Source organism: Hymenobacter ginkgonis, from assembly GCF_009755225.1.
Taxonomy (GTDB): domain Bacteria; phylum Bacteroidota; class Bacteroidia; order Cytophagales; family Hymenobacteraceae; genus Hymenobacter; species Hymenobacter ginkgonis.
Genome location: NZ_WQKZ01000002.1, coordinates 877,949 through 902,990, shown reverse-complemented (window position 1 = coordinate 902,990; position 25,042 = coordinate 877,949). Strand labels below are relative to the sequence as shown.

The following is a 25,042-nucleotide window of genomic DNA, read 5'->3' as shown; positions in this document are numbered from 1 at the left end:
TTACTGCTACCTAAAATTTAACCGCCAATCGTGGCCATGCTCTCAAAATTGAGTTGGTGCACGGGGCGCAGGCGCTCGGCCTCGAAGCCGTTGGCGGCGCGGTGGTAGAAGGCTTGGCTCAGGGCCTGGGCGATTTCCTGGTCGGTAGCGCCCCCGCGCAGCATGGCGCGCAGGTCGAGCACGCCTTGGTCGTAGAGGCAAGTTTTGATGCCACCTTCGGCGGTGAGGCGCAGGCGGTTGCAAGTGCCGCAGAAAGTGCGCGAATAAGCGGCAATGATGCCTACCCGGCCCTGGTGGCCGGCGATGGTATACTCGTCGGCAGTGGCCCCGGTGGCGGTGTAGGCCGGCACGAGCGCGCCGAGGTGCGCCTCTAGGTGCTGCCGAATGCGGCGGTGGTTCCAGGGCAGCGACTCGGGCGTGGCCACGTGGCTACCCCCGTTGAAAGGCATTTCTTCAATAAAACGCACTTCTACCGGCAGGTCGCGGGTGAGCTCGGCCAGCGGCACCAGGTCCTGAATATTACGGCCATCCATCACGACGGCGTTGATTTTCACTTGAATACCCGCATCGAGCAGCGCGTAAAATGTGCGCATTACCTGTGGCAACTCGTCGCGGCGCGTTATCTCAAAAAAGCGCTGCCGGTCGAGGGTATCGAGGCTGAGGTTCACGGCCTTCACGCCGAGGCGGGCCAGGGTAGGCACGTGCGGCGCGGTGAGTACGCCGTTGGTGGTGAGGCTCAGGTCGTCGAGGCCAGGTAGGGCGGCCAGGCGCTCCATAAAGGGCACTAGGTCGCGCCGCACGAAAGGCTCGCCGCCAGTGAGGCGCACCTTGCGCACGCCCAGGTGAGTCATTATTTCGACCAGGCGCAGCATTTCTTCATAGCTAAGCAACTCGTGCTTAGGCATATATTTAATGCCTTCTTCGGGCATGCAGTAGAAACAGCGCAAGTTGCAACGGTCCGTAACGGCCAGGCGCAGGTATTCTAGCGGCCGGCCATGGGCGTCGTGCAGCGTGGTTGGCAAAGTAAAACTGCTCATGCGGATAACTAAGTAGACCAGCCAAGCCGGTCATTGCATTACCCTAAACACCGCCCGTGTGTTTTCATTCCTTCTAAATTTTTTAGCGCTATGTACAGCAAAATATAGCGCCAACCTGGCGGCCTGGCCTCACGCTACCGGCACATGCTAGCTTCGGCCCAGGCCCTACCCCCCTCAAAAACCCGGATACTCTTCTAGCCCACCGCTGAGGGTTTGCAGATTAGCAAACCCAAAGTCGCGCTGGAGCAGCTCCACGGCTTTGGCACTGCGCACGCCGCTTTGGCAATACACCACCACTGGGCGGGTGCGCGGCACCTCGGCGGCGCGAGCGGCTAGCTCGGGCAGCGGCAGCAGCAAGGCACCGGGCAAGTGGCGGCGCTGGTACTCGAGGCGGCCGCGCACATCGAGCAGCAGGGGCGGCTCGGCGGCGGCTAGTAGCGCCTGCAAGTCGCTGGCACTAATGGCCGTTGCCAATGGCAGCGCCGGGGCACAGCTGGCATCGAAGTAGTCGGCGGGGTTCGCCGAGTCGAGGTTGAGAAGGCTCTGCACCGGGTCGCGCCGGAAGCGCAGGGTGCGGCTTTGAAAGCTAAGCGTGTCGAGTATCCAGAGGCGGCCGCTGAGCACGTCGCCCAGGCCGAGCACTACTTTCAGCGCCTCGGTGGCCTGCACCGTGCCAATGAGGCCAGGCAGCACATTGAGCACGCCGGTGGTGTTGCAGTCGGGTGCTTCGGCGGCGCTCGGCGGCTCGGGAAACAGGCAGCGGTAGGTAGGCCCACCCTGGTAATTGAACACCGATACCTGGCCTTCAAACTTGTAAATGGCGCCCGACACCAGCGGCCGGCCCAGGCTCACGCAGGCATCGTTGAGCAGGTAGCGGGTCGGAAAATTGTCGGAGCCATCGACCACCACATCGTACGCCGCTACCAGCTCGCGTACGTTGGCGGGGCTTACGCGCACGGCGTGTAACTCATACGTCACCAAATCGTTGAGGCGGCGCAGGGCGCGGGCAGCGGCTTCTACTTTCAGCTGGCCCACGTCGGCGGGGCCATAGAGAATTTGGCGGGGCAGGTTGGTCAGCTCCACTTGGTCGGCGTCGGCCAGGCCAAGCGTCCCTACCCCCGCCGCGGCCAGGTACTGCAAAATAGGGCAGCCCAGGCCGCCCGCACCAATTACCAGCACGCGGGCCTGGCGCAGGCGCTGCTGGCCGGCTTCGCCGATTTCGGCCAACTGGAGGTGGCGGCGGTAGCGCTGGCGCTCGGCGGCAGAAAAGTCAGACATACTAAAACGCAGTAGAGACGCCAATTTTTGCGTCTTATCGTTGAACAATAAACCTCCCCAAAAGTGGACGGTTCCAACGACAAGACGCAAAATTTTGCGTTTCTACCTTTCGTAACCAGTTATCTTACAACCCGTAAGTAACGGCCAAATAATATAAGCCGCCCACGCTGGGGCCGCCCAAGTACGACACGTAGTATTGGTTGAGCACGTTGCTGGCGCCCAGCTTAAACCGCACTTGCGCGGCGGGCACGCGGTAGCTCACCTGCGCATCAAGGGTGCTGTAGGCGGGCACGGTGCCATTCACGAGAAAGGTTTGGGAATAGTAGCTGATTTGGTGGCGGAAATTCAGCCCAAAACCCACGTTGCCAAACACGTTTTCGTTGGCCAAGCTTAGGTTGTAGGCCCAGCGCGGGGTGTTGAAGCCATCTTCGAGGCCGTCGCCGTTTTCGGTACGGTCGAGGCGGGTATAGGTGGAGTTGCCGCCGGCCAAAAAGCCGCGGCCCACGTCGTAGCGCAAGCCGGCCGAGCCGCCGTAGTTGTACACTTGGCTTTGCGAGTTCGTCCAGAGGCGGTAGCGGGCCTGGCCGGCGCGGGCATTAAGGGCCGTGGCCACGGCGTTGAGGTTATCGCCGCTCACGGGCACGTAGGTAGCGGGCAGCGGGTCCTGGATGGTGGTGCCGCCCGTGGTGCTGGCAATGGGCACGTAGGCCTCTACTTGCGCGATAAAATCGCGGTACGAGTTGTAGTAGAAATCGACATCGACCAGCAGGCGACCCTGCGGCCCAAATGCTGCCTTGTAGCCCACTTCCAATGACTTGATATACTCCGGCTTGAGGTAGGTGTAGGGCGTTTTAACGAGCGTGCCCTGGTTGGCCAGAATAGCCGCCTGGCGCTTCTGGGCCGTGGTTTGGGCCGAGGTATTGGCGTTGATGGCCGCCGTCACGGCCGTGTTGAAAGCGTCGATGCTGCTGCGCAGGTAGCTGTTTTCAAACACGCCGTTCGACATCACCCGCAGGCCGCCAATGCGCTTCACCTGCCCGCTGTTCACGTTGGAAAAACCCTCGAACAAGCTCGGGAACCGGTAGCCGCTCTGGTAGCTGAGGCGGAAATTCTGGCGCTGCGTGGGCGAAAACACGGCCGTGAAGCGCGGGTTAAATTTCACGTCGAAGTAGTCGTTCTTATCTACCCGCAGCGTGGCCGTGAGGCGCAGCATCTCGTTGAAAAGCCGGCCGCCGGCCTGCACAAAGCCCCCAGTTTTGGAATAGGTAAGGTTGTCGTTGAGCGCGTCTTTGCCGGGGTTGGGGTTCACAAAGTAGTTGCCGTCGGGCACCACGATGTAGGTGCGGTGGTCGGCGCCGGCCAGCAGGTCGAGGCCCGCGGGCAGCGCACTGCCGCGGCGCCGCAGGGCTTCGGCGATGTTTACCTGGGCCTCGCCGTGCAGCAGGCTGGCGCGCACGCGCAGGGCGGCACCCACGTCCCAGTTGTTAATGTCTTGCAGCTGGCTCAGGCGCTGGTTGAAGGACTCGGTGCCGGGCTGGAGGCGGCCAGCGTCGGCAGCGGTGCGAGCCGTGGCCAGCGCGGCGGCTACCCCCTGCCCACTGGCCGAGGCCGCGTTCCAGGCGTTGGTGAAATCCGTATTCCACACGGCGTCCGTCTTGTAGCTGCGGTCGATGTTCTCGCCCATCGAGCGCAGGTTGTAGCTTTTGCCGGTGTTTTCCTGGGTGAGGTAGGCGCGGGCCTGCACCACGGGCGAGGTAAACGTGAGGGCGTGCTGCTGCAAGAGGTAGTCTTGCAGCCGGAAGCGGTTCGAGCGCTGGTACACGTTGTCGAAGCTGGCCACGCGGTAGGTGTAAGCCAGCTCTACCCCCGGCCGGAAGCGGTAGTGCAGCGCCGCATCAGCCTTGAGGGTCTGCACGTTATAGTCTACCAGGTCGCGCTCGTTGTAGCCAGTGCGGGCCACCGAATACTGCTTGCCGCCCAGCGTGAGCGTGGTGCGGTCCGACGACTCGTTGCCGTAGCGGTTCACCTGGTCCTGGGCCGGGTTGTCGGCTCCAAACAAGCCAACGGTCGAGTTGCCGGTGGGGTTAATGTCGGTCTGGTCGTTGGCTACCCAGTCGTAGGCGCGCAGGTAAGTGCCGTTTACTTTGAAAGCTAACTTATCTGGTATCAGCACTTTTGCGTAGCGCACGCTGGTTTCGGAGTAGCTTTTCACCGTGGAGCCGTCCTGGCCAAACGTCTTCACGTTGGGGTCGTTGAGGTGGTTGATGCCCGTTTGCTGGCGCACGCTCAGCCCCTCCGAATTGAAGGGATTCTTAGTGGTGAAGTTGGCCAGGCCATTAATGGCGTTGAGGCCATAGAGCGCGGCAGCAGTGCCGGGCACAATCTCCACATTGTTAATGTCGAGGTCGCTCGGCCCCAGCACGTTGCCAATAGGCCCGCCGATGTGCGGCGCCTGGTTGTCCACGCCATCTACGAGCTGCGCGAAACGCACGTTAGTAGTATTGGTGAAGCCCCGGGCGTTAATCACCTTGAAGCCAATGCTGGGCGTAATCACCTGCACACCTTTGAGGTGCTCGATGGCATCGAAAAACGACGGCGCAGGCGTGAGGCGAATGGCGCGGGCGTTGAGCTTTTCTACCGTCACCGGCGATTGCAAAAAGCTCTCCTCTACTCGCGAGGCCGACACCACCACCTCGTTCAGGTCGGAGTGCAGCGTATCCTGGGGGGTAGGGCGGCGCGGGAGTTTAGTAGTCTGAGCCACGGCGGTTTGGGCCAGCGCCAGCACCGACACACAAGCCAACGAGCCGCGCAAAATGCGTAGCCTCTGTTTCATAGATTAAGTTTTATTTATCAATCAAAAAGGCGGTCCTGCTGAGCTGGCCGAAGCATCTTGCTCGCCTCGTCCAATGGTCTTGGTTACTGCTGCACGCGAGATGCTTCAGCCAGCTCAGCAGGACCACCTTCTGGGGTTATATGCCTCATTATGTGCTTTATCTATTGCACCTTCACTACCCGCAGGCTCGTGACTTGGCGGACCCAGCGGGCGGGCTTTTTTTCGAGCGGCACGATGAGCTGGTAGGGGCCGTCGTGGGGGGGTAGGGGCTGGCCGTCGCGGCGGTCAGCGAGCAGGATGGTTTGGGGCGAAAAATCAACGTCGATTTCGGGCAGCGCGAACACGGCTTGGTAGCCGTCGGCGGCGGTGGCCAGCACTGCCTCGGCCAGCACCTGGCCGTGAATACCCTTGCCCTCGGGAGCGCCGGCGAGGTGCAGCACTTCGCGCAGGGCCACGCCGCGGTACACGTGCTGCTTGCCTTCCTTGTCGGTGGTTTTTTGCTCGATGTGGGGCAGGGCCGCTAACTCGGCCGCCGTGAAAGTGCGGGGCGTGGTTACCAAGCCTTCAAGGCGCAGGGTAGCGGGTGGGGCAGCAGGAGCTGCCTGGCCATAAGCGTTTGGCAGTGTAGCCATTGCCAAGCCAGCCCCGAGCGCGGCGGCCAGCAAATGCCGGCGGCCGGCGATAGAAAGTAGCATTTGGGAAATAAAAACTTCGTTATGTTCGGGCAAATATAACGGTAGTTTTCCCGGAATGTTTGGCCTTTTTTTAAGTGGGCCGCTGCTTTTTACTGGTACAGTCGAGCTGTCTCGGCAGCCAGAAACGCCTCGAACCGCTCTTGCATAGCCCGAAACTCGGCCACTGCTTGCGCACCGGCCGGCGTGAGGGCCGCCCCGCCGCCGTGGGCGCCGCCGGCTTGCGCGCCCACCAGCGGCTGGCGGGCCTGCGTATTCATAGAACTCACTAAATCCCAGGCCTTTTTGTACGACATACCCATTGTTTTAGCGGCCTTCGAGATGGAGCCCGTAGCCTGGATGTGCTCTAGTAATTCGAGCCGACCGATGCCCAGAAAACGGTCGGCGGGCCCTTCTATCCAGAGGCGGCCATTGGCGCGAAAGGCTTGGTTTTCGGCAAAAAGCTCGTGCATGGTGGGGTAGTAAAGTGCAGCGAAGGTGTACGCAGCGGCGGGGGTAGGGTAGCAAAAGTACCCGCCTGCCACAAGGCAAAGCCAGCGGCGGGCACAACCCTCCCCCCACCCAGGCTAGTATAGCCAGCTAGCTAACGGATAAATCAACCGCTTTTTATCAAGTAGATTACGATGGATTACGATGTTATCGTGGTGGGAGCCGGTAGCGCGGGGCTAAGCGCAGCACTTACGCTGGGCCGCTGCCGCCGCCGGGTGCTGGTAGCCGACGGCGGGGCCCCGCGCAATGCGCCGTCGGGCGGGGTGCACGGCTTTTTGTCGCGCGATGGTATTCGGCCGGCCGAGCTGCTGCGCCTGGGCCGCGAGCAGCTGGCCCCCTACCCCACTGTGGAAGTGCGCGAGCTTAAAATAACCAAGCTTACCAAGCAGCCGCACGGGTTTCGGGCCGAAGGCAAAACTGCCCAGGGCCACGCCTGGACGGGTACGGCGCGGCGCGTGCTGCTAGCTACGGGCGTCGAGGATGTGCTGCCGCCGCTGCCGGGCTTCCGCGAGCTGTGGGGCTCGGGCGTGCTGCACTGCCCGTATTGCCACGGCTACGAGGTGCGCGACCAGCCGCTGGCCGTATATGGCCGCGGCAAGGCGGTGGTAGGCTTGGCGCTGCTGCTCACCAACTGGAGCCAGGATGTGGTGGTGGTAACCGACGGCCCCGGCCACCTCACCGATTATGCCCGCCAGCGCCTGCGCCGCCACCACATTTTGGTGCGCGAAGAAGTGGTGGCCCGCCTCGTGGGCGGCCCCTTAGGGTTGCGCTGCGTCGAGTTTACGGATGGCACGTACCTCGAGCGTACGGCGCTGTTTCTGCACGCGCCGCAGGAGCAGCGCAGCCCGCTGGCCGCCGAGCTAGGTGCGCGCATCACGGGGAAGGGTGCGGTGTGGGTCGATAAAAATGCGCAAACCACCGTGGTTGGTCTTTATGCGGCCGGCGACACGGCACCCGGCCAGCAGCAGGCGCTACTGGCTGCTGCCACGGGTGCCAAAGCTGCCATCTGCCTCAACGAAGCGCTGACCAAAGAGCAACGCGCGTGAAAGAACACGTACCAGTGCGCAGCGAGAACGTCGTGCTGAGCTGGCCGAAGCAGCTCGCATGCAGCAGTATTTCATGCCCGTTGCAACGGAGCGAGCAAGGGGTTTCGGCCAGCTCAGCACGACGTTCTCTTGGCCGACACTTGTACTACCCTACCCCTCCCTAGCCAGCCAAGCGTGAGCGGCGGCTTCGTCGGTGAAGGTGGCAATTTCGCAATCCGTATCAGCGGCCGATACAATGGCCGTGACGGCCTGCCCAGCCCGCAGCGGCGACACCAGAAAGGCCAGGCGCACGGCCTCGGGGTAGCGGCCGCGCAGGGAAGGCGCAAACACCGCCCCGAACCACGCATTAACGGTAGGCTCGGTGAGGTCTTCGCGGCGGCGCAGGTCGAGCAGCCAGCGGCCACAGGCGGCGGCATCGGCGGCGGCCAGCACCGCTTCGTAGCCGGCGCGCAGCTCGGCGGGCGTCACTTCGCGCTGCCAGCGCGCAATAAGCGCCGGCAGGTCGGGGCGGTGCAGCAGGTCGAGGCCGTGGAGGTGCATAAGATAATAAGCTCGGCCTTAGCGGGCGTGTCTGCAATATAGGCCGCTTTCGCCTACCCCCCGGCATACCTTTGCCGATAGTGGCGGTTAGTATTTTTTGTTTGATTTTGTTTTAGTTGCCTATGAGCCCGAGTGTGCCCCCAGTTGTTCCCCACGACCCCTACGCCGCGCTGCGGCTCCCCGATTTTCGCCGCTACGTCACGGCCCGCGCCCTATTTTCGGTGGCTACCCAAATTCAGGGGGTAGTCGTAAGCTGGCAGATTTTTAAGCTCACCAACGACCCGCTGGCCCTGGGCCTCATTGGCTTGGCCGAGGCGATTCCGAGCATCACCGTTTCGCTCTACGCCGGCCACGTGGCCGACTCGGTGCGGCGCAAGCGCATTGTGGTGCCAGCGGTAATAGTGCTGGTTTTGTGCGCCGTTACGCTGTGGTGGCTGGCGCACCCGCTGCAACAGCTCCTGCTGGAGCGCGGGCGCATCAACCTCACGGCCTTTCACGCCACGGTGGTATGGCCGCTCTACCTGGTCATTTTTGTCAGTGGCATTGCGCGGGGTTTTCTCAGCCCGGCGCTGTTTGCCTTTATGCCACAGCTATTGCCCGACCGCAGCTTTCTACCTAATGCTATTACCTGGAACTCAACCACCTGGCAAGCATCGGCGGTGTTGGGGCCAGCCATCGGTGGGCTGCTGCTCGTGAACCTGAGCATCGAGTTTGCCTACGGCGTCGATACCGTGCTGGAGGGGCTGGCGCTGCTGTTGTTTATCAGCATTGCCAGCCGCGAACTACCCCCCATCGAAGGCGAGCGGCTGAGCTTGGGCGAGAGCATCACGAGTGGTATCAAGTTCATTTTCAGCAACCAGCTAGTGCTGGCGGCCTTGTCGCTCGATATGTTTGCGGTGCTCTTTGGGGGGGCGGTAGCCTTGCTGCCCTTCTTTGCGGCCAATGTGCTAAAGGCCGGCCCCAGTGCCTTTGGCTACCTGCGTGCCGCCCCAGCCGTGGGCTCGGTGCTCATGGCTATCTTCCTTACCTTCTCGCCTTTGCGCAGGGGGGCGGGGCGCAAAATGCTGTGGGCCGTGGCTGGTTTTGGGGCAGCTACGGTGGCGTTTGCGCTATCTACCAACCTGTACCTATCGCTATTTATGCTCTTCCTGACCGGCGTGTTCGATTCCGTGTCCGTAATAGTGCGCTCGACGCTGGTGCACACCTACACGCCCGAGTATATGAAGGGGCGCGTATCGGCGGTGAACAGCATTTTCATCGGTTCCAGCAACGAAATTGGCAGCTTCGAGAGTGGCACGGCGGCCAAGCTCATCGGCACGGTGCCGAGCGTGGTATTTGGCGGGGTTATGACGATGGCCATTGTGGCCTTCACCGCCTGGCGCGCCGACCAGCTGCGCACCCTAGAGATGGGCGCCAGCAAAAAGTAGGCGAACGAAACTCAAAAGAACGTCATGCTTCACTAGTGAAGCATGACGTTCTTTTTGCATTACTACTTACTTAGTTTTAAATAACTTAAGCCGCATAATTTTCACAAGCATTCACGCATTCTTGGCAAGCTTGGGCACACTGCTGGCAGTGGTCGTGCGGGTGCTTGGCACACTCGTCGTGGCACTTTTGGCAAACCTCAATGCACTCCTTGATAAGATGCGGGGCGTGGGGCGAGTTACGGGCGATGAGCGCGGCCGTGAGCCGACAGATGTCGGCACAGTCGCGGTCGGTGCGAATGCAGGGCACCATCATGGCGATGTCTGGCTCTACGAGGCAGGCGTCGGCGCAGTATTCGCAGGCGACCACGCAGCGAGCCAGGACATTGAGGAGGGAATAATATTCGACGGGCGCGTTTTTCATAGCGGTAATAAGGCAAGTGCCCGGCCACAGCGGCCGGGCACTTGCCTTATACGCACCACCGGGGGTAGGGCAGTATAACATACGGGCAGCCAACGTATAAAATCAGGGGCTCATTGACAAACAGCCCAAATTATGCACGCTGGCTGCCCGAACCTTGCGGGCGGGCAGCCCCACTGCCGCCTGGGTTTGCGCGTTTAGATGAGCAGTTGCTTAACATTCGCTGGCATGAAACCCCCGACCCTATTGCGCTGGCTGGCCGCTGTGCTGCTCGCTACCCCCGCCCTGGCCCAACACCGGCACACCCCCGGCATGGCCATGCCGGCAGATACCACTCGCGCCCAGCCTACCCCCGGCCCGCAGCCCATGGCAGGCATGAGCGGCCCGGAGATGGGCAGCCCGCGCATGAGCCATGCCTATTCGCGCCATTTGCCGATGGCGCGCAATGGCTCGGGCACCGCCTGGCAACCCGACCAGACGCCGATGTACATGTGGATGCAGCACCAGGGCCCCTGGATGCTGATGTACCACGGCAGCGCTTTTGGCCGCTACACCAGCCAGAACTTCAACCACGCTAGTGGCCGCGGCCACGCCAACGCCGTGGACGGCCCCAACTGGCTGATGGCCATGGCTCAGCGCAACGTAGGGGAGCGCGGCTTGCTGAACCTGACCCTCATGGTGAGCCTCGACCCGCTCACGGAAACGCGCGGCGGCTACCCCCTGCTTTTTCAAACGGGTGAGTCGTATCGGGGCCAGCCGCTCATCGACCGGCAGCACCCGCACGACTTAGTTTCGGGGCTGAGCGTGGGCTATACGTATGCTTTCTCGCCAGCTGTGGACCTAACGGCCTACCTCGGCTACCCCGGCGAACCGGCCATTGGGCCGGCGGCCTTTATGCACCGCATTTCGGCCATGCCAAACCCCGACGCCTCCCTGGCCCACCACTGGACCGATGCCACGCACATTACCTTTGGGGTGGCCACGCTGGGCCTGCGCTACAAGCAGTTGAAGCTGGAAGGCAGCAATTTTACGGGCCGCGAGCCCGACCAATACCGCTACGATTTTGACCGGCCCCGCGCCGACTCGTGGGCCGCCCGCCTGAATTGGAACCCTACCCCCTCGCTGGCCTTGCAGGTTAGCCGCGCCTTCATTAAAAGTCCCGAAGACCTGCACCCCGCCGAAAACGTGACCCGCACTACGGCCTCCATCCTGCATAGCCACAGCTGGGGCGAGCGGCACTATAGCGCGTCGTCGCTTATTTGGGGCATGAATGAGGGCCACACTGCCCGCCCCGAACACGCCGTGCTGGCCGAAACTAACCTTACGCTGGGCCGGCCCACTTTCTACGGCCGCTACGAGTTTGTGCAGAAAGACAGCGAGGAGCTAAGTTTTTTTCCTTCTACCCCGCCTACCGAGCCGCTGCGGAGCCGCGTTTTCAATGTGCATGCGCTCACCGTGGGCGCCAGCTACCGCTTCACTACCCTCGGCGGCCCGCACGGCCCCGAGCTGAGCGTAGGCGGCCAGCTCACGGGTTACTTCATTCCGCAGGATTTGCAAAACGACCGCTACTACGGCGTGGTTGGCTACGTAGGGCCGGGCTACGGCCAACTGCCGCTCTCGGCCTCCATGTACGTGCGCCTTAATGCGCCCTGGATGCGGCCGATGTAGCCCGGCACAGCCAGAACAATGCGGCCGGGCTTTTAGCGTTGGGCGGTGGCACAGCCGGCTACCAGCACCACTAATTGCCTGGCGACTCGCGGTTGTACTCGGATGCTATTTGACATTGCTACCCTCTTGCTTTGGGGCCTGCTCTGGGGCCTGCTGTGTTTGGTTTTGGGCGCGCCGCGCCTGGTGGTGGCGCCCCGGCTACTGGGCTTAGCAGCAGCAGCTTGCGCGCTGCACGCCCTGGTGCTTGTGCTACCTTCTTTTACCTACTGGGCCCTAGCGACTGGCTTCACCCTACCCGCCAGTTGGACCAACCCCCTCTACCACCCCGTAACCTGGACCAACAAAGTAGCGGGCCTGCTTTTGTCGGCCGGTTTGGTATATGGCCTGCGCTGGGTAAAGCCAGCCGAAGCGGGGCTCAAGCGGCCTCAGGCCCTGCGGGCTGTGGCACCGGTAGTAGTCGCTAGCGTGGCCCTGGTTTTTGCGGATGCTTATTTTTCGCGGCACGCATTCACTCACCTGTGGTGGAACGAGCGCGTGTTTTTTGCCCTGGTGCCCGGCTTAGAGGAAGAACTATTCTACCGGGGCGTATTGCTGGGGCTGCTCAGCCGCGTGTTTCCCCGCACTATTTCCCTACCCGGCACCCGCACCAGTTGGGGCGGAGTAGTGGGGATATTGCTGTTCGTGCTGGGCCACGGCCTCAAGTTTCCGGGCAACATATGGCTGCCGCTGGCCGATGGCTCCGGCGTACAGCTACTGCCCTACTGGTGGGCGGGGCTGCTCCGCTTTTCGCTCACCGACGTAGTGTTTCAACTAGTGATGGGTACGCTGTTTTTATGGGTTCGCGAGCGCACCGGGTCAGTGTGGGCTGCCGCCGCCACGCATTGCCTGATAAACAGCACTTTGCTAGTCGGGCACCTGCTAAGCTAAATGGTAGGCTTACTTGGTAGGCCCTGGCCCATCCACCCACAGCAGCAGTGCTTCCGACAGCGGGCTCACGTCTAAATCAACCAATCGCACGCCGTAGCGCAGCTCCCCATTCTCCTCTATTTCGCGGCTACCCAAGCTGATAACACGCCGCAGCCGCTGCGCATTGCGCCAATCGTGCAGCGCTATAGCATCGGCGCAGGCAAAGGCAGTGGCCGGAATGCCGTAGCCCACCAGCAGCGGCCCGCTATCTACGTCGCCCGCACCGGTGGTATAGTCGCCGGGCAGCTCGCGGTACAAGCGCAATACGCCCAGATTGGTGCTCTGCGCCGCCTGGTAGCGCTGGTACTGCTGCCGGGCAAAAGTTGAATCGAACCGCGCCAAAAACCAGATACTCCAGCCAAGCATCGAGCCGCGGGGCCCTTCTCGAACACGCCCCTGCGCATCAGTCTGCGACGCCAGCAGGCCGGTAGCGGGGTCGAGCCAGCGCCCCTTGGCTAGTGCCACCCAGCGGCGACCCGCCGCGGCGTAGGTGCTACCTGTGAGGTGGCTGTGCAGGGCCAGCGAGGCCAGGGCCACTGTGTTGTCGGGTACCCAGCGCAGGTGGGGGTAGGAGGTCAGGTTACCCTCGGTGGCCTGCTCATAGCGCCGATACAGCCTAGCCGACAGGGTATCGTGCAGCGCCTTATAGGGCGACGACGCCACTAATTGCCGGTGGCAACCCAGCATCAGGTTGAGGTGGCCAAGGTAGAGTACTGAACTAGGCAACGTGTCGCCGGGTGCTACTGGGGTAGGCCTATCGGCTGCGAAAGACTGGCGGATAGGAGCCCCTAGTACCTGCTGGATAGCCAAACCAATGTATTCAGCGGCCTCGGGCCGCAAACTGGGGTCATGCTCCGCTAAGCTAGCCAGCGCATAAGTCGTGAACGATAAAGTGAATAGTCCCCACTCTGAGTTTTGCTGAATAAGGCCTCCCAGCGCCGTACCCGGTCCGCTGCCTTCGCGCATTATACGCTCTAGGTAGGCCAGCCGCAGGCGTACGTGAGGTGGGCGCGGTGGGGTATAGGTAGGGCGGCTATAGCTAGCCCAGGCGCACCCCAGTACAACCAATAATAACAGCCAGCGCCAGCGTGGTTTCATGTAAGTAGTTCACAAAAAAAACGTCCTGCTGCGCGAAGCTTAGCAGGACGTTCTCAATAGCATCTGTTTACGCTATACCAAACCCTTGGCTACCAAGTATTCAGCAATCTGCACGGCGTTGGTGGCGGCGCCTTTGCGCAGGTTGTCGGCCACAATCCACATGTTGAGGGTGTTGGGCTGGGTATCGTCGCGGCGCAGGCGGCCCACTAGCACGGCGTCGCGGCCGTGGCTGTCTTTGGGCATGGGGTAGCTGTTTCGGCTGGGGTCATCCACCAGTTCTACCCCCTCGGTGTGGCGCAGAATGTCGCGCACGTCGTCGAGGTCAAAATCCTGGGCAAACTCGATGTTCACCGACTCGGAGTGGCCGCCCATCACGGGCACCCGCACGCAGGTAGCGGTCACGCGGATGCTGTCGTCGCTCATGATTTTTTTGGTCTCATTCACCATTTTTAGCTCCTCCTTGGTGTAGCCATTCGGCTGAAACACGTCGATGTGGGGCAGCACGTTTAGGTCAATGGCGTGGGGGTAGGCGGCGTTGCTCACGGCCTGGCCGGCGCGCTCCTCCATGAGTTGGTCCACGGCTTTTTTACCGGTGCCGGTTACGCTCTGGTAAGTGCTCACCACGATGCGCGCGGCGTGGTATTTTTTATGCAAATCATTCAGCGCCACCACCATCTGAATGGTCGAGCAATTGGGGTTGGCGATAATTTTATCGTCCTTGGTAAGCTCGTGGGCATTCACCTCGGGCACTACTAGCTTCTTGCTGGGGTCCATGCGCCAAGCCGACGAATTATCGACCACCGTGGTGCCTACTTCGGCAAATTGGGGGGCAAACTCCAGCGACACACCGCCGCCGGCCGAGAAAATGGCGATGGCTGGCCGCGCCGCAATGGCAGCTTCCATGCTCACCACGGGGTAGTCTTTACCTTGAAAATGAACCAACTGGCCTACCGATTTGGCCGAAGCCACGGGGAGTAATTCGGTAACCGGAAACTGGCGCTCGGCGAGCACTTTCAGCATTTCGGTGCCCACCAGGCCGGTGGCACCCACAACAGCAATCTTCATGAGGGTAGCAGTTAATCAGCACGTTAAACGGGCGGCTTCGCGCCGGCCGGTGCCGGGCAAATGTCGGGATAAATTCGTTACTTGGTCGTTAAATCTGCACTCTGCTATTTCTGAATGAAGCATTTTTACGTAGTATTTTTTACCTTCCTGCTGTTCTTAACGCGGGCCGCGCAGGCCCAACTTGCCGAAACTTTTGCCGACGGCAACTTCACTCAAAACCCGGCCTGGACTGGCGATGTGGGCAGCTTCGTGGTCCCCAACCAAGTGCTGCAAAGCAATGGCCCGGCCGTTACGGGCACTCAATTACAACTCGTTACGCCGTGCCAGGCCAGCACCGGTACTACCTGGGAGTTTTGGGCCAACCTCAAGCTGGCCACCTCCGCCAGCAACCTCGCCGACGTGTGGCTGCTGGCCTCGCAAGCCGACCTTAAAAGCCCCGCTACCAAAGGCTATTTCGTGCGCCTGGGTGGCACCGACGACGAGGTGAGCCTCTTTCGCAAGGACTCGGCCCGCGCGGCCACCGTCCTCATCGACGGCCAAAACGGCACCCTCAGCTCGACCACCAACAACCTCGTGCGGGTGCGCGTAACGCGCTCGCTACAAGGGCAGTGGACCCTGGCCCGCGACCCTACCGGCGGCCGCAACTTTGTGGCCGAAGTCGCCACGCCCACCGACAACACCCACCAACGCAGCGCCGTGGTGGGCGTATCGCTGCTGTACTCGTCGGCCAATGGCAAGAATTTTTACTTTGACGATATTTCGGCCACCGACCCTACCCCCCCGCTGCTGACCAAGGCCGTAGCCGCAGATGCCCGCACGCTCGACGTCGTGTTTAACGAAGCCGTGGACCCCGCCACAGCTGCCCAGCCGGCGCACTACCGGCTAGGCACAGGGGTAGGGCCAGCCACGGCCACCGTGTCGGCGCTAAATCCGGCGGTAGTGCGGCTCACCTTTGGGCAAGATTTTTTGAGCGCTAACACCTTGGAAGTGCGGCAGCTAGCCGACTTGTATGGCAACGTGGCCACCGGGCCGCTCACGGCCGCCTTCGGCGGCGTGCCGGTGGCTCCGCGGGTGGGCGAGCTACTGATTACGGAGATTATGGCCGACGAAACGCCCGTGGTGGGGCTACCTGCCTCGGAGTTTATCGAGCTGTACAACCCCACTACGAAGACCCTGAGCTTGCGCGGGGTGCGCCTGCTGAAACCCGGTGGCGGCACCGCCGCCGTGCTGCCCGATACCGCCCGGCTCTTGCCCGGGCAGTACGCAGTGGTGTGCGGCGCCACACGTGCCGGGCAGTTTGCGGCTTACGGCAAAGTATATGGAATCAGCAACTTCCCGAGCCTCACCAACGCCGGCGACCAGCTTGTGCTGCGCGGCCTGGGTGGCACTACGCTCTTCGAAATAACTTATGCCGACACTTGGTACCGCGACCAGCGCAAGCGCAACGGCGGCTGGACGCTCGAAATGCTGGACCCCGCCAACTATTGCGGCAGCGCCGAAAACTGGCAAGCCAGTCAGGATGCCAGCGGCGGCACGCCCGGCCGCCGCAACAGCGTGGCTACCCCCAACCCCGACCGGCGGCCGCCCGCCCTACTAGGCGCCGTGGCCCTCACGCCCACCACCATCCGACTGAGTTTTGGCGAGAAGTTGGACAGCTTAATCGCTAGCAATTCAGCCTTATACACCTTACAAAGCAGCACCGGCGTGGCCCCCGCCGTGCGCCAGGCGGTGCCGGTAGGGCCCGATTTTCGGGCCGTAGACTTGCAGCTGAGTGCGGCCTTGCTGCCCAGCCAACCACTTATGGTGGCCGTGGCCCGCGCCACCGACTGCGTGGGTAATGCCAGTGGCACGCTCAGCTCGGCGAGCGTGGCGCTGCCCGAGGCCGCCCAGCCCGGCGACGTGGTGGTGAACGAGGTATTATTCAACCACAACCCGGGCGGCGTGTACTTCGTGGAAGTGCTGAACCGCTCGCTGCGCTATGTCAATTTGCAAGGCTACCAGCTTACGAACCAGAAGGCTACGGGCACAGGCGCGGCCTTTATCAGCCCCGGCGCGCCCTACGTGCTAGCACCTGGCCAGCTAGTAGCTCTCACCTCAGACGCGGGTATTTTGCAGGCGCAGTACCCAACCAGCAGCGACGCGGCCGCGCTGCTTAGCGTGGCTGGCTTTCCGGCCCTCGACAACACGGCGGGCACCGTGTACCTCTACGACCAAAGCAACGCGGAGCTAGACCAGTATGACTACCATAAAAACCAGCAGCTGAGCTTGCTAAGCACCCAGGCCGGCGTGAGCTTGGAGCGTATTCGGGCCAGTGGTCCGAGCGTGGCCAGCAACTTCCACTCGGCGGCGGGCACGGTGGGCTACGCCACGCCCGGCCGGCCCAATTCGCAGGCCCAGGATGCCGTGGGCAACGGCCAGGAGCTAACCGTAGTGCCCGAGCTTTTCACGCCCGATGACGATGGCCAGCAGGATTTCACCACCCTCAATTACCAGCTCGACCAGCCCGGCTACGTGGGCTCGGTAACGGTGTACGACGCCCTGGGCCAGCTCACGCGCCGCCTGCTGCGCAACGAAAGCTTGCCCACCACCGGCTTCGTGCAGTGGGACGGCCTCGACGAGCACGGTCGCAAAGCCGCTGTGGGCTACTACCTTATGTATGTAGAGCTGTTTCGGCCCAGCGGCGGCGAGCGCCGCGAGTACCGCAAGACGGTAGTGGTCGGCGCCAGGTTTTAATTTTTTTAGGTTTAAGCAAACAGAACTTCCTGCTGAACGCCGGAAAGCAGCTCGCTGCACTAACTTAATCATTCAACGACGCGAGCGAGCTGCTTTCCGGCGTTCAGCAGGACGTGCTTCCCTTCTTCGTCCTTATCTAATTAAACCCTACCCCCCTTTGGCTCTCTAACCCGCCATGAACGCCCAGCAAAAGCTCCAGCATTTGTATTGGCGGGCCGGCTTCGGGCCACGCCCCCAAGATGTGGCCGCCGGCCTCAGCCCCAACAAGGCGCTGCGCCAACTGCTGCGCGAAGCTGCTCACTACGAACCCATTGCGGGCCGCAGCCTCTACTACGCCGACCCGCAGGGCGCCGTGATGGCCGTGCCGCCTGGCACCCCTCCCCCCCCGCCGGCCACAATGGCCGCGCCCGCAGCTGCTGGGCCGGCCGTGTCGGCACAGCCGGGCACGGCTACCCCCGCCTCGCCGGCCGAGCTGGCCACGCCCACGCTGCGCCCTCGCTCGGCGCTGGCGGTGCGCCGGGCGGGCGTGCCGCAGCTGCGCCGGGCCGACCTCACGCCCGAGCAGCGCAAGCTGCAAAACGAGGGCATTCGCGACGCGTTTATTAATATGAGCACGGCTTGGATGGACAAGATGGCGACTTCGCCGGGCCAGTTGCGCGAGAAGGTAGCGCTGTTTTGGCACGGGCATTTTGCCTGCCGCACGCGCCGGCCCGACGACAGCCTGAACTTGCTCAACACCATTCGGGAGCGGGCGCTGGGTAAGTTTCCGGACTTGCTGCTAGCCGTGAGCAAGGAGCCAGCCATGCTACAATTTCTTAATAACCAGCAAAATAGAAAGCAGCACCCCAACGAGAATTTCGCCCGCGAGGTGATGGAGCTTTTTACGTTGGGTAGGGGAAATTATACCGAAAACGACGTTAAGGAGGCCGCTCGTGCCTTCACCGGTTGGGGCTACGACTACGAAAACAACTTCAAGTTTCGGGAGCGCGAGCACGATGCCGACGCCAAAACGCTGCTCGGCCAAACCGGAAACTGGGGCGGTGAGGATGCCCTGCGCATTATCATGCAGCAGCCGGCAGCGGCCACTTTTTTGGTGACGAAGGTGTACCGCTTCTTCGTGAACGATGTGCCCAATCCGGCCCACATCGAGCCGCTGGCGCAGGCGTTTCGCCAGAGTGGCTACGACATCAGCGACTTGCTAGAGCGGCTATTTTCGGCCAGCTGGTTCTATGACGCAGCCAATGTGGGCACCCTTATTAAATCGCCCGTAATCTTGGTGGCGGGGCTGCGCCGCACGCTCAACTTGCAGGTAGACAACGACAAGACGCTACTCGGCTACCAGAAGGCAATGGGCCAGACACTCTTTATGCCGCCCAACGTGGCCGGCTGGCCGGGGGGTAGGGCCTGGATAGATTCGTCGTCGCTGCTGCTGCGCTTGCAGTTGCCGAGCATCTTATTCAAGAACGCCGAATTTGCGGTGCGCCTCAAAGACGATGAGAACGACATCACCCCACAAACCACGGGCAAGGAGCGCCTGGTAAAAAACACCGATACCACGCACCTGCCGCTGGCGCCCATGCAGCAATTGCTGGGCGCTACCGCCCAGGCAGCGCAGCCGCAGCAGTTGGCCAGCTTCTTACTCCAGGCCCCGCTACGGCCCGAAAACTTAACCCTCATTCAGCAAGCCGCCGACCGGGCGGCCACGCCCGAGGAGCGCCTGCGCACTACGCTCATCAGCGTACTGAGTTTGCCGGAATACCAGTTGGCGTAGGGGTTGAATTTTATCTGTTTTGATTTGAAAGAACGTCCTGCTGAGCGTAGAGAAGCATCTCGCGTGCAGCAGTAGCGCCATTGTTAGCGGCGATGTGCTGCGGGTCAACGGTGCGAGCGAGATGCTTCCCTGCGTTCAGCAGGACGTTCTTTAGTATTCATTTATTAATTAAGCTCTTATGCAACGTCGCCGCTTCCTGCAATCGTCCGCTTTGGCTAGCACGTTGCTGCTGGTGCCTAAGTTTTTGCACGCCCTCGACCGGCCCGAAGCCCGGCTGGCGACTATGCTGCGAGATGCGCCGGCGGGCCAAGCGCGGCGCCTTGTGGTGGTGCAGTTGAGCGGAGGCAACGACGGCCTGAATACCCTCATTCCGTACCGCAACGACTTGTACTACAAGGCCCGGCCTACGTTGGCGCTCCAGGCTACTGATGGCCTGCTGCCGCTGAGCGACGACCTGGCGCTGCACCCGGCCATGAAGGGCCTCAAAAGCTTGTTCGACCAGGGCCAAGTGGCAATTTGCAATGCCGTGGGCTACCCCAACCCCGACCGCTCGCACTTTCGCTCGATGGATATTTGGCAAAGCGGCTCGGGCTCGGACCAGACGCTGAGTACTGGCTGGCTAGGCCGCTACCTCGACAATAGTTGCGCGGGCTGCGCTCTCCCCTACCAAGCCCTCGAAATCGACGACACCCTGAGCCTGGCCCTGAAGGGCGCCAGCCGCAACGGCCTGGCCCTCAAGAACCCCGGCAAATTCCATCAGCTCACGCAAAGCCGCTACCTCAGCCGGCTGAGCCAGGAAAAAGCAGCGGCCAGCGGCTCGGAGCTAGACTACTTGTACAAGACGCTGGCCGAAACCGCCTCGTCGGCTGACTACCTCTACGACAAGTCGAAAATCCACAACAGCACGGCCACGTACCCCAACACCGACTTTGGCCGCAACCTAAAAACCACCGCCGAGCTAGTGAATTCGGGCGTCGAGTCGCGGGTATATTACCTGGCCTTATCGGGCTTCGATACCCACGTGCAGCAGCGCGGGCGGCAGGCCCAGCTGCTGGGCGAGCTCTCGGACGGCCTGGCCGCGCTCGCCGCCGACCTCCAAAAGAGCGGCGAGTGGAGCAACACCTTGGTGATGGTATTCAGCGAGTTTGGCCGGCGCGTGACCCAAAACGCCAGCAACGGCACCGACCACGGCACCGCTAACAACGTGTTTTTGCTGAGTGGGGCGCTGCGCAAAGCCGGCTTGCTAAATCCCGCCGCCAGCCTCGCTGACCTCGACCAGGGCGACCTACGCTACCAACTCGATTTTCGCAGCCTCTACGCCAGCATCCTCACCGACTGGCTTGGCGCCGACGCCAGCCTCGTGCTGGGGGCGGGGGTAGCCCCCCTAGCAGGGTTGCTGGGCTAAATCACCACTGATTGATTCGGCCTTGAAGCGCTGCCGAAGGCAGCTCACGAAGTAAGCGGGACTATACCCAAGCGGCCAAGCCGCCCGTAGTAAGAGGCAAGAGGCAGTTAGCGGCTAACACGTAGCCGGCACCACGTCTTTCCCTTTTGAACTGCTTGCGCCATGAAATTTATCACTCCCACGCTGCACGGTGTGCTCGATTACCTCACCTGCGGCTTGTTTTTAATCGCGCCCAGCCTATTCGGCTTTAGCGGTGCTTATGCCACCGTGTGCTACGTACTAGCGGGCGGCTACTTACTTATTTCTCTGATTACCAACATGCCGCTGGGTGCCCTTAAGGTGCTGCCTTTCTGGCTGCACGGCCGGCTAGAGCTGGTAAGCGGGCCGGTATTCATTGCCTCGCCCTGGCTATTTGGCTTTGCCCACGAGAATGAGGTAGCGCGCAATTTCTTCGTGGTGATGGGCGTAGTGTTCTTGGTGGTTTTCCTGTGCACACAGTGGCGTGCGCAACCGGAGCCTACCCCCGCCTTGCGGTAGCAGCTCGTAAAATACACCAAGGGACGTCGGTTTTATGCTGTTACTGGCAAAAAACCGACGTCCTTTTTTTATGGGCTGCTGCTAGAGCGGCACGTTGAACCCGAAGGCGTAGATGAGCTGGGCCGAGCCAAACTGGTGCGTGACGCGGCCCTGGCGGTCGGCGCCAATATAGCTGTTGGTGTACTTGGCGTAGGCGCCCTGCATGTCGCTTTGCAGGAAGAAATACCGAAAAACGTCGAGTTTCAGGCCTACGCTGGTGCCCGCCACCCAACCTTCGTAGTGGAATGGCCCTTCGGCGTGGCTGGTGAAGATGGACGAGATGGTGTAGGAAATCATGGGCCCGCCGCCCACCTTCGTAATGGCGCTCAGGGCTAGGTGGCGGCCGGCTAGAAACTGCCAACGCTTCACCAAGTTCACCATCAAGTAGTTGTTGCCGTTGGTGTGCTGCAAGTGCACAAAATCGGGCGTCACAAGCGTATCGCGGTCAAACTTGAAGCCTCGAATCTCACCCGACACGCGCATCGTCTGGTAGTCATCCACCACGTACTTGAGGTGGTTCCAGCTCACCTCAATGCCCAGGTCGTTCTTGTCGTGAAACATGTAGCCGACCGTGGCATCATACTGCGGAATGGTGAGCGATTTGAAGCGCCAGAAATCGCTCATACTGGGGTGGTCGTGCGCCACCGCATCATGAAAAACGAAGTCGTAATCGTCCGATTTATCGTTCTTAAAGCGGATATCCGATTTGGTGTACCAGTCGCGGTTGTAGCCCCAGCTGAAGTAGAGGTTGCCGTGGTCGCGGGCGGTGGGTACTCCGGCTAAAGTGGCAGGCCCTACCCCTGTTTGCGCCGCGGCCGTTTGTGAGGTACCGAGGCTAACCAGGGCCAGCAACAAGGCGGCCCCAGCAGTATAAAACTTCATATAAAATTCACTAATAAAGGCACAAAGGCGCCCTAAACGGTGGCGCTCCGCAAAGGTAGCGCGTAGGCGCAACTGTTGTGGCTAGCTGCAACTAAGCTCGCTAGTGCTGAGCGCGCAAACTATCAATTAGTTAGCGGCATGCAGTGAGCCAACATTTGGCTGATTTTGTTTATCATTTCGAGGTAACCCCCTTGTGCGCCGCAGCGCTGGCGGTGGGTAGCCGCCAATTTTGCAGCCTTCTTTATCGCGGCCTGGCGACGGTGAATACCCCAGCTCGACGCTTAATGCGGAAGTGTTGCGCCGGCCGATGCTGCTGCCTAGACTCTGACCACCCGCCAAGCATACCGCCTCGCGCAGGTGGGGCGCGTGCTGCCCTTTTAGTTTTAGCACACTACAAATCAGCTATTTCCCACCCCCTCAAACACGGCCCCGGCCAGCGCCAGCACGGCCCGACGCGTGGCCTCGGGCTGCTCTAGGTACGCTTGGTGGCCGCTGCTTTCGAGGAAGAGTGCGCCGCCGATAGGGGGTAGGGCGGCCTGCGCCACCGAGTCGGCGAGGGGCACGGCTACATCGTGCTTGCCAGCCACCAGCAGCACCGCAAACTTGGCGGCGCGCAGCACGGCGGTGCGGTCGGGGCGGGCGGCCATGGCGCGCAGGGCACCGGCGATGGTGGCTTCGGGCGTGGCCTTGCCAATGTCTTCGAGCAAGGCCAGGGCTTCGGGTAGCCGGTCGCGGTTGCTGGGCGCAAAAAGCGGCCGCACGAAGCTGGCCATGAACTTATCGAGCCCGTGGCGCTCGACGAAGCTGATGTTTTTTTCGCGGTTCTGGCGCTTCTCGTCGGTATCGGCGTGGGCCGTGGAATTGATGAGCGCCAGGCCAGCCACGCGGTCGGGGTAGCGCTCGGCTAGGGCCAGCGCCACGTAGCCGCCCATGCTGTGGCCCACCACCAGCACCGGCCCGGGGCAGCCTTTTTGGTCGAGGTAGCTCACTACGTAGCGCGCCTGGGCCTCCATGCTAAAGTCGGGCACGGCGGCGCGGTTGGTGCCGTGGCCCAGCAGATTGGGCATCAGCAGGCGGTAGCCAGCGGGGAAGGGCCGGGTAAAGTCGGTCCAGACTTCGCGGCTTTCGGCAAAGCCGTGCAAAAACAGGATAACGGGCTCGGGAGCAGGCATGGCAGCGGGTACTAACAGAAAAGGTAAAAGTAACGGCCGGCCCTTACCCCCTCCACTAGCTGCAACCTTCGGGCTATATTCGCAGTTGGGGAAATGGCTTAGTTTCCGCTTATTTCGCCTCGTCATTTTCCTATTTCCACCCCTCCCTACCCATGCGTTTTCCTTCGACCCGCCTCCTGCTTGCCGTGCCCGTGGTGGCGGGCAGCCTGGCGCTCTACGCCAGCCAAACCAACGTGCGCGTGGCGCCCGACCCCGATAATGCGGGCCTGAAGCTGCCCGCCGGCTTTGGCGCCCTCAAAGTAGCCGAAACGGGCGGCAAAGCCCGCCACATCGCCGTCACGCCCCAGGGAGTTATCTACGTGAAGCTCAATAAGGTGAAAGATGGCAAGGGCATCTTGGTGCTGCACAGCCAGCCCACGGGCAAGGCCACCGTGACGGGGGGCTTTGGCGACTATGGCGGCACAGGCATGTACGAGAAAAACGGCTACCTCTACGCTTCGTCTGACTACAATGTGTACCGCTACAAGCTCGACGCCAAGGGCGAAGTGGCTGCCCCCGCCAAACCCGAGCTGCTAGTAAGCGGCCTGAAAGTGGGCAGCCAGCACGAGTCAAAATCCATCGTGCTCGACAACGCCGACAACCTCTACGTGAACGTGGGCGCCTACGCCAACGCCTGCCAGGAGCAGGACCGCACGCGTGGCTCGAAGGGCATCGCCAACTGCCCCATTCTGGATTCGGCGGGTGGCATCTGGCAGTTCAAGGCCAGCCAAACCAACCAGCGCTACGCCAACGGCACGCGCTACGCTACCGGCCTGCGCAACGTGGTGGGCCTCGACTGGAACCCCCAAGACAACCAGCTCTTTGTGATGCAGCACGGCCGCGACCAACTGCACGACAACTGGCCCGAACTCTACACCGACCAGCAGTCGGCCCAGCTGCCCGCCGAGTGCATGTACGCTATCAAAAAAGGCGACAACGCCGGCTGGCCCTACCTCTACTACGACCCGCAGCAGAAGAAGAAAATCTTGGGCCCCGAGTACGGCGGCGATGGAAAAAAAGAGGCCACCGGCAACTACATCGACCCCGCCGCTGCCTACCCCGCCCACATGGCCCCCGATGGGCTGCTGTTCTACACGGGCACTATGTTTCCGGCCAAGTACCGCAACGGTGCCTTCATCGCCTTCCACGGCTCCTGGAACCGCGCGCCCGAGCCGCAGGCGGGCTACTACGTAGTTTTTCAGCCTTTTAAGGATGGTAAGCCCAGCGGCCAGTGGGAGGTATTCGCCGATAATTTTGCCGGTTCGGCGGCTAAAGTGGCCAGCGGCCGCGCCGACCACCGCCCTTGCGGCCTCGCTCAGGGCCCCGACGGCTCGCTCTACGTGAGCGACGACTCGAAGGGCACCATCTACCGCATCGTGTATAACGCTAAGAAATAATGAATTGTAAGCAAGCTCTCCTGGCACTGGTGCTGGCGGGTGGCGCGCTGTCGCTGCAAGCGCAGCACCGCCCTACCCCCGCCGCCAAGCCCAAGGCCAAAACCGCCGCCGACCCGGCGCTCACGGCTTCTATTACCCGCGGTGCGGTAGTGTATAAAAATGTGTGCATCACCTGCCACCAGGCCGATGGCGGTGGCGTGCCCAATATGAACCCGCCGCTCATCAAAACCCAGTACGTGCTCGGCGACAAAGCCCGCCTGGCCCACATCGTGCTGGCCGGCCTCGCCGAGCCCATCGAAATAGACGGCGAAGACTACAAGCAGCACATGCCGGCCCAAGCCTACCTCACCGACCAGCAGGTGGCCGACGTGCTCACCTACGTGCGCAACAACTTCGGCAACAAAGCCAGCGCCGTGCAGGTGGCCGAGGTGAAAGCCGTGCGCGCTACCCTCAAATAACCACGCTACTGATATGGTTACGCGGCGGTTCCGGCAACGGGGCCGCCGCGTA

General features: G+C 61.8%; 21 protein-coding genes. 10 read left to right on the top strand and 11 right to left on the bottom strand.

Features of this window, described 5'->3' with window-relative positions:
• Nucleotides 1-17: 17 nt before the first annotated feature.
• From moaA to GO988_RS09605, 5 genes are all read right to left on the bottom strand, one after another.
• A complete protein-coding gene (gene moaA, locus GO988_RS09625; RefSeq protein WP_157564630.1) occupies nucleotides 18-1,037 on the bottom strand; it encodes a GTP 3',8-cyclase MoaA in 1,020 nt (339 codons plus the stop codon).
• A gap of 174 nt (nucleotides 1,038-1,211) precedes the next feature.
• Nucleotides 1,212-2,315: a HesA/MoeB/ThiF family protein gene (gene moeB / locus GO988_RS09620; protein ID WP_157564627.1), complete on the bottom strand. Its 1,104-nt coding sequence runs from the start codon at nucleotides 2,313-2,315 to the stop codon at nucleotides 1,212-1,214.
• A 124-nt stretch (nucleotides 2,316-2,439) separates the two neighbouring features.
• The gene (locus GO988_RS09615; protein ID WP_198172608.1) at nucleotides 2,440-5,148 is read right to left on the bottom strand and encodes a TonB-dependent receptor; all 2,709 of its coding nucleotides are present in this window, start codon (nucleotides 5,146-5,148) and stop codon (nucleotides 2,440-2,442) included.
• Nucleotides 5,149-5,309: 161 nt separating this feature from the next.
• Nucleotides 5,310-5,843: a molybdopterin-dependent oxidoreductase gene (locus GO988_RS09610; protein ID WP_157564625.1), complete on the bottom strand. Its 534-nt coding sequence runs from the start codon at nucleotides 5,841-5,843 to the stop codon at nucleotides 5,310-5,312.
• Nucleotides 5,844-5,932: 89 nt separating this feature from the next.
• Complete coding sequence (locus GO988_RS09605) at nucleotides 5,933-6,292, bottom strand: winged helix-turn-helix domain-containing protein (RefSeq protein ID WP_157564623.1); 360 nt, start codon at nucleotides 6,290-6,292, stop codon at nucleotides 5,933-5,935.
• 171 nt (nucleotides 6,293-6,463) lie between these two features.
• Between GO988_RS09605 and GO988_RS09600 the strand changes: the two genes are divergently transcribed.
• Nucleotides 6,464-7,375 carry an NAD(P)/FAD-dependent oxidoreductase gene (locus GO988_RS09600; RefSeq protein WP_157564621.1) on the top strand — a complete coding sequence of 304 codons (912 nt, stop codon included), beginning with the start codon at nucleotides 6,464-6,466 and terminating at the stop codon, nucleotides 7,373-7,375.
• A gap of 150 nt (nucleotides 7,376-7,525) precedes the next feature.
• On the opposite strand, the gene GO988_RS09595 is transcribed toward GO988_RS09600, so the two are convergent.
• Nucleotides 7,526-7,915 carry an STAS/SEC14 domain-containing protein gene (locus GO988_RS09595; RefSeq protein WP_157564619.1) on the bottom strand — a complete coding sequence of 130 codons (390 nt, stop codon included), beginning with the start codon at nucleotides 7,913-7,915 and terminating at the stop codon, nucleotides 7,526-7,528.
• Between the two features lie 122 nt (nucleotides 7,916-8,037).
• Here GO988_RS09595 and GO988_RS09590 point away from each other — a divergent pair, with 122 nt between their 5' ends.
• Nucleotides 8,038-9,342, top strand: a complete 1,305-nt coding sequence (locus GO988_RS09590) for an MFS transporter (RefSeq protein WP_157564617.1) — start codon at nucleotides 8,038-8,040, stop codon at nucleotides 9,340-9,342.
• Nucleotides 9,343-9,427: 85 nt separating this feature from the next.
• On the opposite strand, the gene GO988_RS09585 is transcribed toward GO988_RS09590, so the two are convergent.
• Nucleotides 9,428-9,763: a four-helix bundle copper-binding protein gene (locus tag GO988_RS09585; protein ID WP_157564615.1), complete on the bottom strand. Its 336-nt coding sequence runs from the start codon at nucleotides 9,761-9,763 to the stop codon at nucleotides 9,428-9,430.
• 225 nt (nucleotides 9,764-9,988) lie between these two features.
• Between GO988_RS09585 and GO988_RS09580 the strand changes: the two genes are divergently transcribed.
• Together GO988_RS09580 and GO988_RS09575 are read left to right on the top strand one after the other, a co-directional pair.
• A complete protein-coding gene (locus GO988_RS09580; RefSeq protein ID WP_157564613.1) occupies nucleotides 9,989-11,428 on the top strand; it encodes a hypothetical protein in 1,440 nt (479 codons plus the stop codon).
• Nucleotides 11,429-11,530: 102 nt separating this feature from the next.
• Entirely contained in the window at nucleotides 11,531-12,355 is an 825-nt protein-coding gene (locus GO988_RS09575) for a CPBP family intramembrane glutamic endopeptidase (RefSeq protein WP_157564611.1), read from the top strand.
• 9 nt (nucleotides 12,356-12,364) lie between these two features.
• Here GO988_RS09575 and GO988_RS09570 read toward each other — a convergent pair whose 3' ends face one another.
• Both GO988_RS09570 and GO988_RS09565 read right to left on the bottom strand, forming a co-directional pair.
• Complete coding sequence (locus GO988_RS09570; protein ID WP_157564610.1) at nucleotides 12,365-13,492, bottom strand: hypothetical protein; 1,128 nt, start codon at nucleotides 13,490-13,492, stop codon at nucleotides 12,365-12,367.
• A 72-nt stretch (nucleotides 13,493-13,564) separates the two neighbouring features.
• Nucleotides 13,565-14,557: an aspartate-semialdehyde dehydrogenase gene (locus tag GO988_RS09565; RefSeq protein WP_157564607.1), complete on the bottom strand. Its 993-nt coding sequence runs from the start codon at nucleotides 14,555-14,557 to the stop codon at nucleotides 13,565-13,567.
• A 114-nt stretch (nucleotides 14,558-14,671) separates the two neighbouring features.
• Here GO988_RS09565 and GO988_RS09560 point away from each other — a divergent pair, with 114 nt between their 5' ends.
• From GO988_RS09560 to GO988_RS09545, 4 genes are all read left to right on the top strand, one after another.
• Entirely contained in the window at nucleotides 14,672-17,290 is a 2,619-nt protein-coding gene (locus GO988_RS09560; RefSeq protein WP_157564604.1) for a lamin tail domain-containing protein, read from the top strand.
• Between the two features lie 175 nt (nucleotides 17,291-17,465).
• A complete protein-coding gene (locus tag GO988_RS09555) occupies nucleotides 17,466-19,061 on the top strand; it encodes a DUF1800 domain-containing protein (RefSeq protein ID WP_157564602.1) in 1,596 nt (531 codons plus the stop codon).
• 178 nt (nucleotides 19,062-19,239) lie between these two features.
• Nucleotides 19,240-20,466, top strand: a complete 1,227-nt coding sequence (locus GO988_RS09550; protein WP_157564600.1) for a DUF1501 domain-containing protein — start codon at nucleotides 19,240-19,242, stop codon at nucleotides 20,464-20,466.
• A 162-nt stretch (nucleotides 20,467-20,628) separates the two neighbouring features.
• Nucleotides 20,629-21,003, top strand: coding sequence for an SPW repeat domain-containing protein (locus tag GO988_RS09545; protein ID WP_157564598.1), 375 nt, complete (start codon nucleotides 20,629-20,631; stop codon nucleotides 21,001-21,003).
• An 81-nt stretch (nucleotides 21,004-21,084) separates the two neighbouring features.
• Here the strand turns inward: GO988_RS09545 and GO988_RS09540 are convergent, their stop codons facing one another.
• Together GO988_RS09540 and GO988_RS09535 are read right to left on the bottom strand one after the other, a co-directional pair.
• Nucleotides 21,085-21,924 (bottom strand): hypothetical protein, encoded by an 840-nt coding sequence (locus tag GO988_RS09540; protein WP_157564596.1) that lies wholly within the window; start codon nucleotides 21,922-21,924, stop codon nucleotides 21,085-21,087.
• Between the two features lie 398 nt (nucleotides 21,925-22,322).
• Entirely contained in the window at nucleotides 22,323-23,096 is a 774-nt protein-coding gene (locus GO988_RS09535) for an alpha/beta fold hydrolase (RefSeq protein ID WP_198172606.1), read from the bottom strand.
• Between the two features lie 152 nt (nucleotides 23,097-23,248).
• On the opposite strand from GO988_RS09535, the gene GO988_RS09530 reads away from it, so the two are divergent.
• Nucleotides 23,249-24,532 (top strand): PQQ-dependent sugar dehydrogenase, encoded by a 1,284-nt coding sequence (locus GO988_RS09530; protein WP_157564591.1) that lies wholly within the window; start codon nucleotides 23,249-23,251, stop codon nucleotides 24,530-24,532.
• A complete protein-coding gene (locus tag GO988_RS09525; RefSeq protein WP_157564588.1) occupies nucleotides 24,532-24,990 on the top strand; it encodes a c-type cytochrome in 459 nt (152 codons plus the stop codon). Before GO988_RS09530 ends, GO988_RS09525 begins: the two co-directional genes overlap by 1 nt.
• The last annotated feature ends 52 nt before the right edge of the window (nucleotides 24,991-25,042 follow it).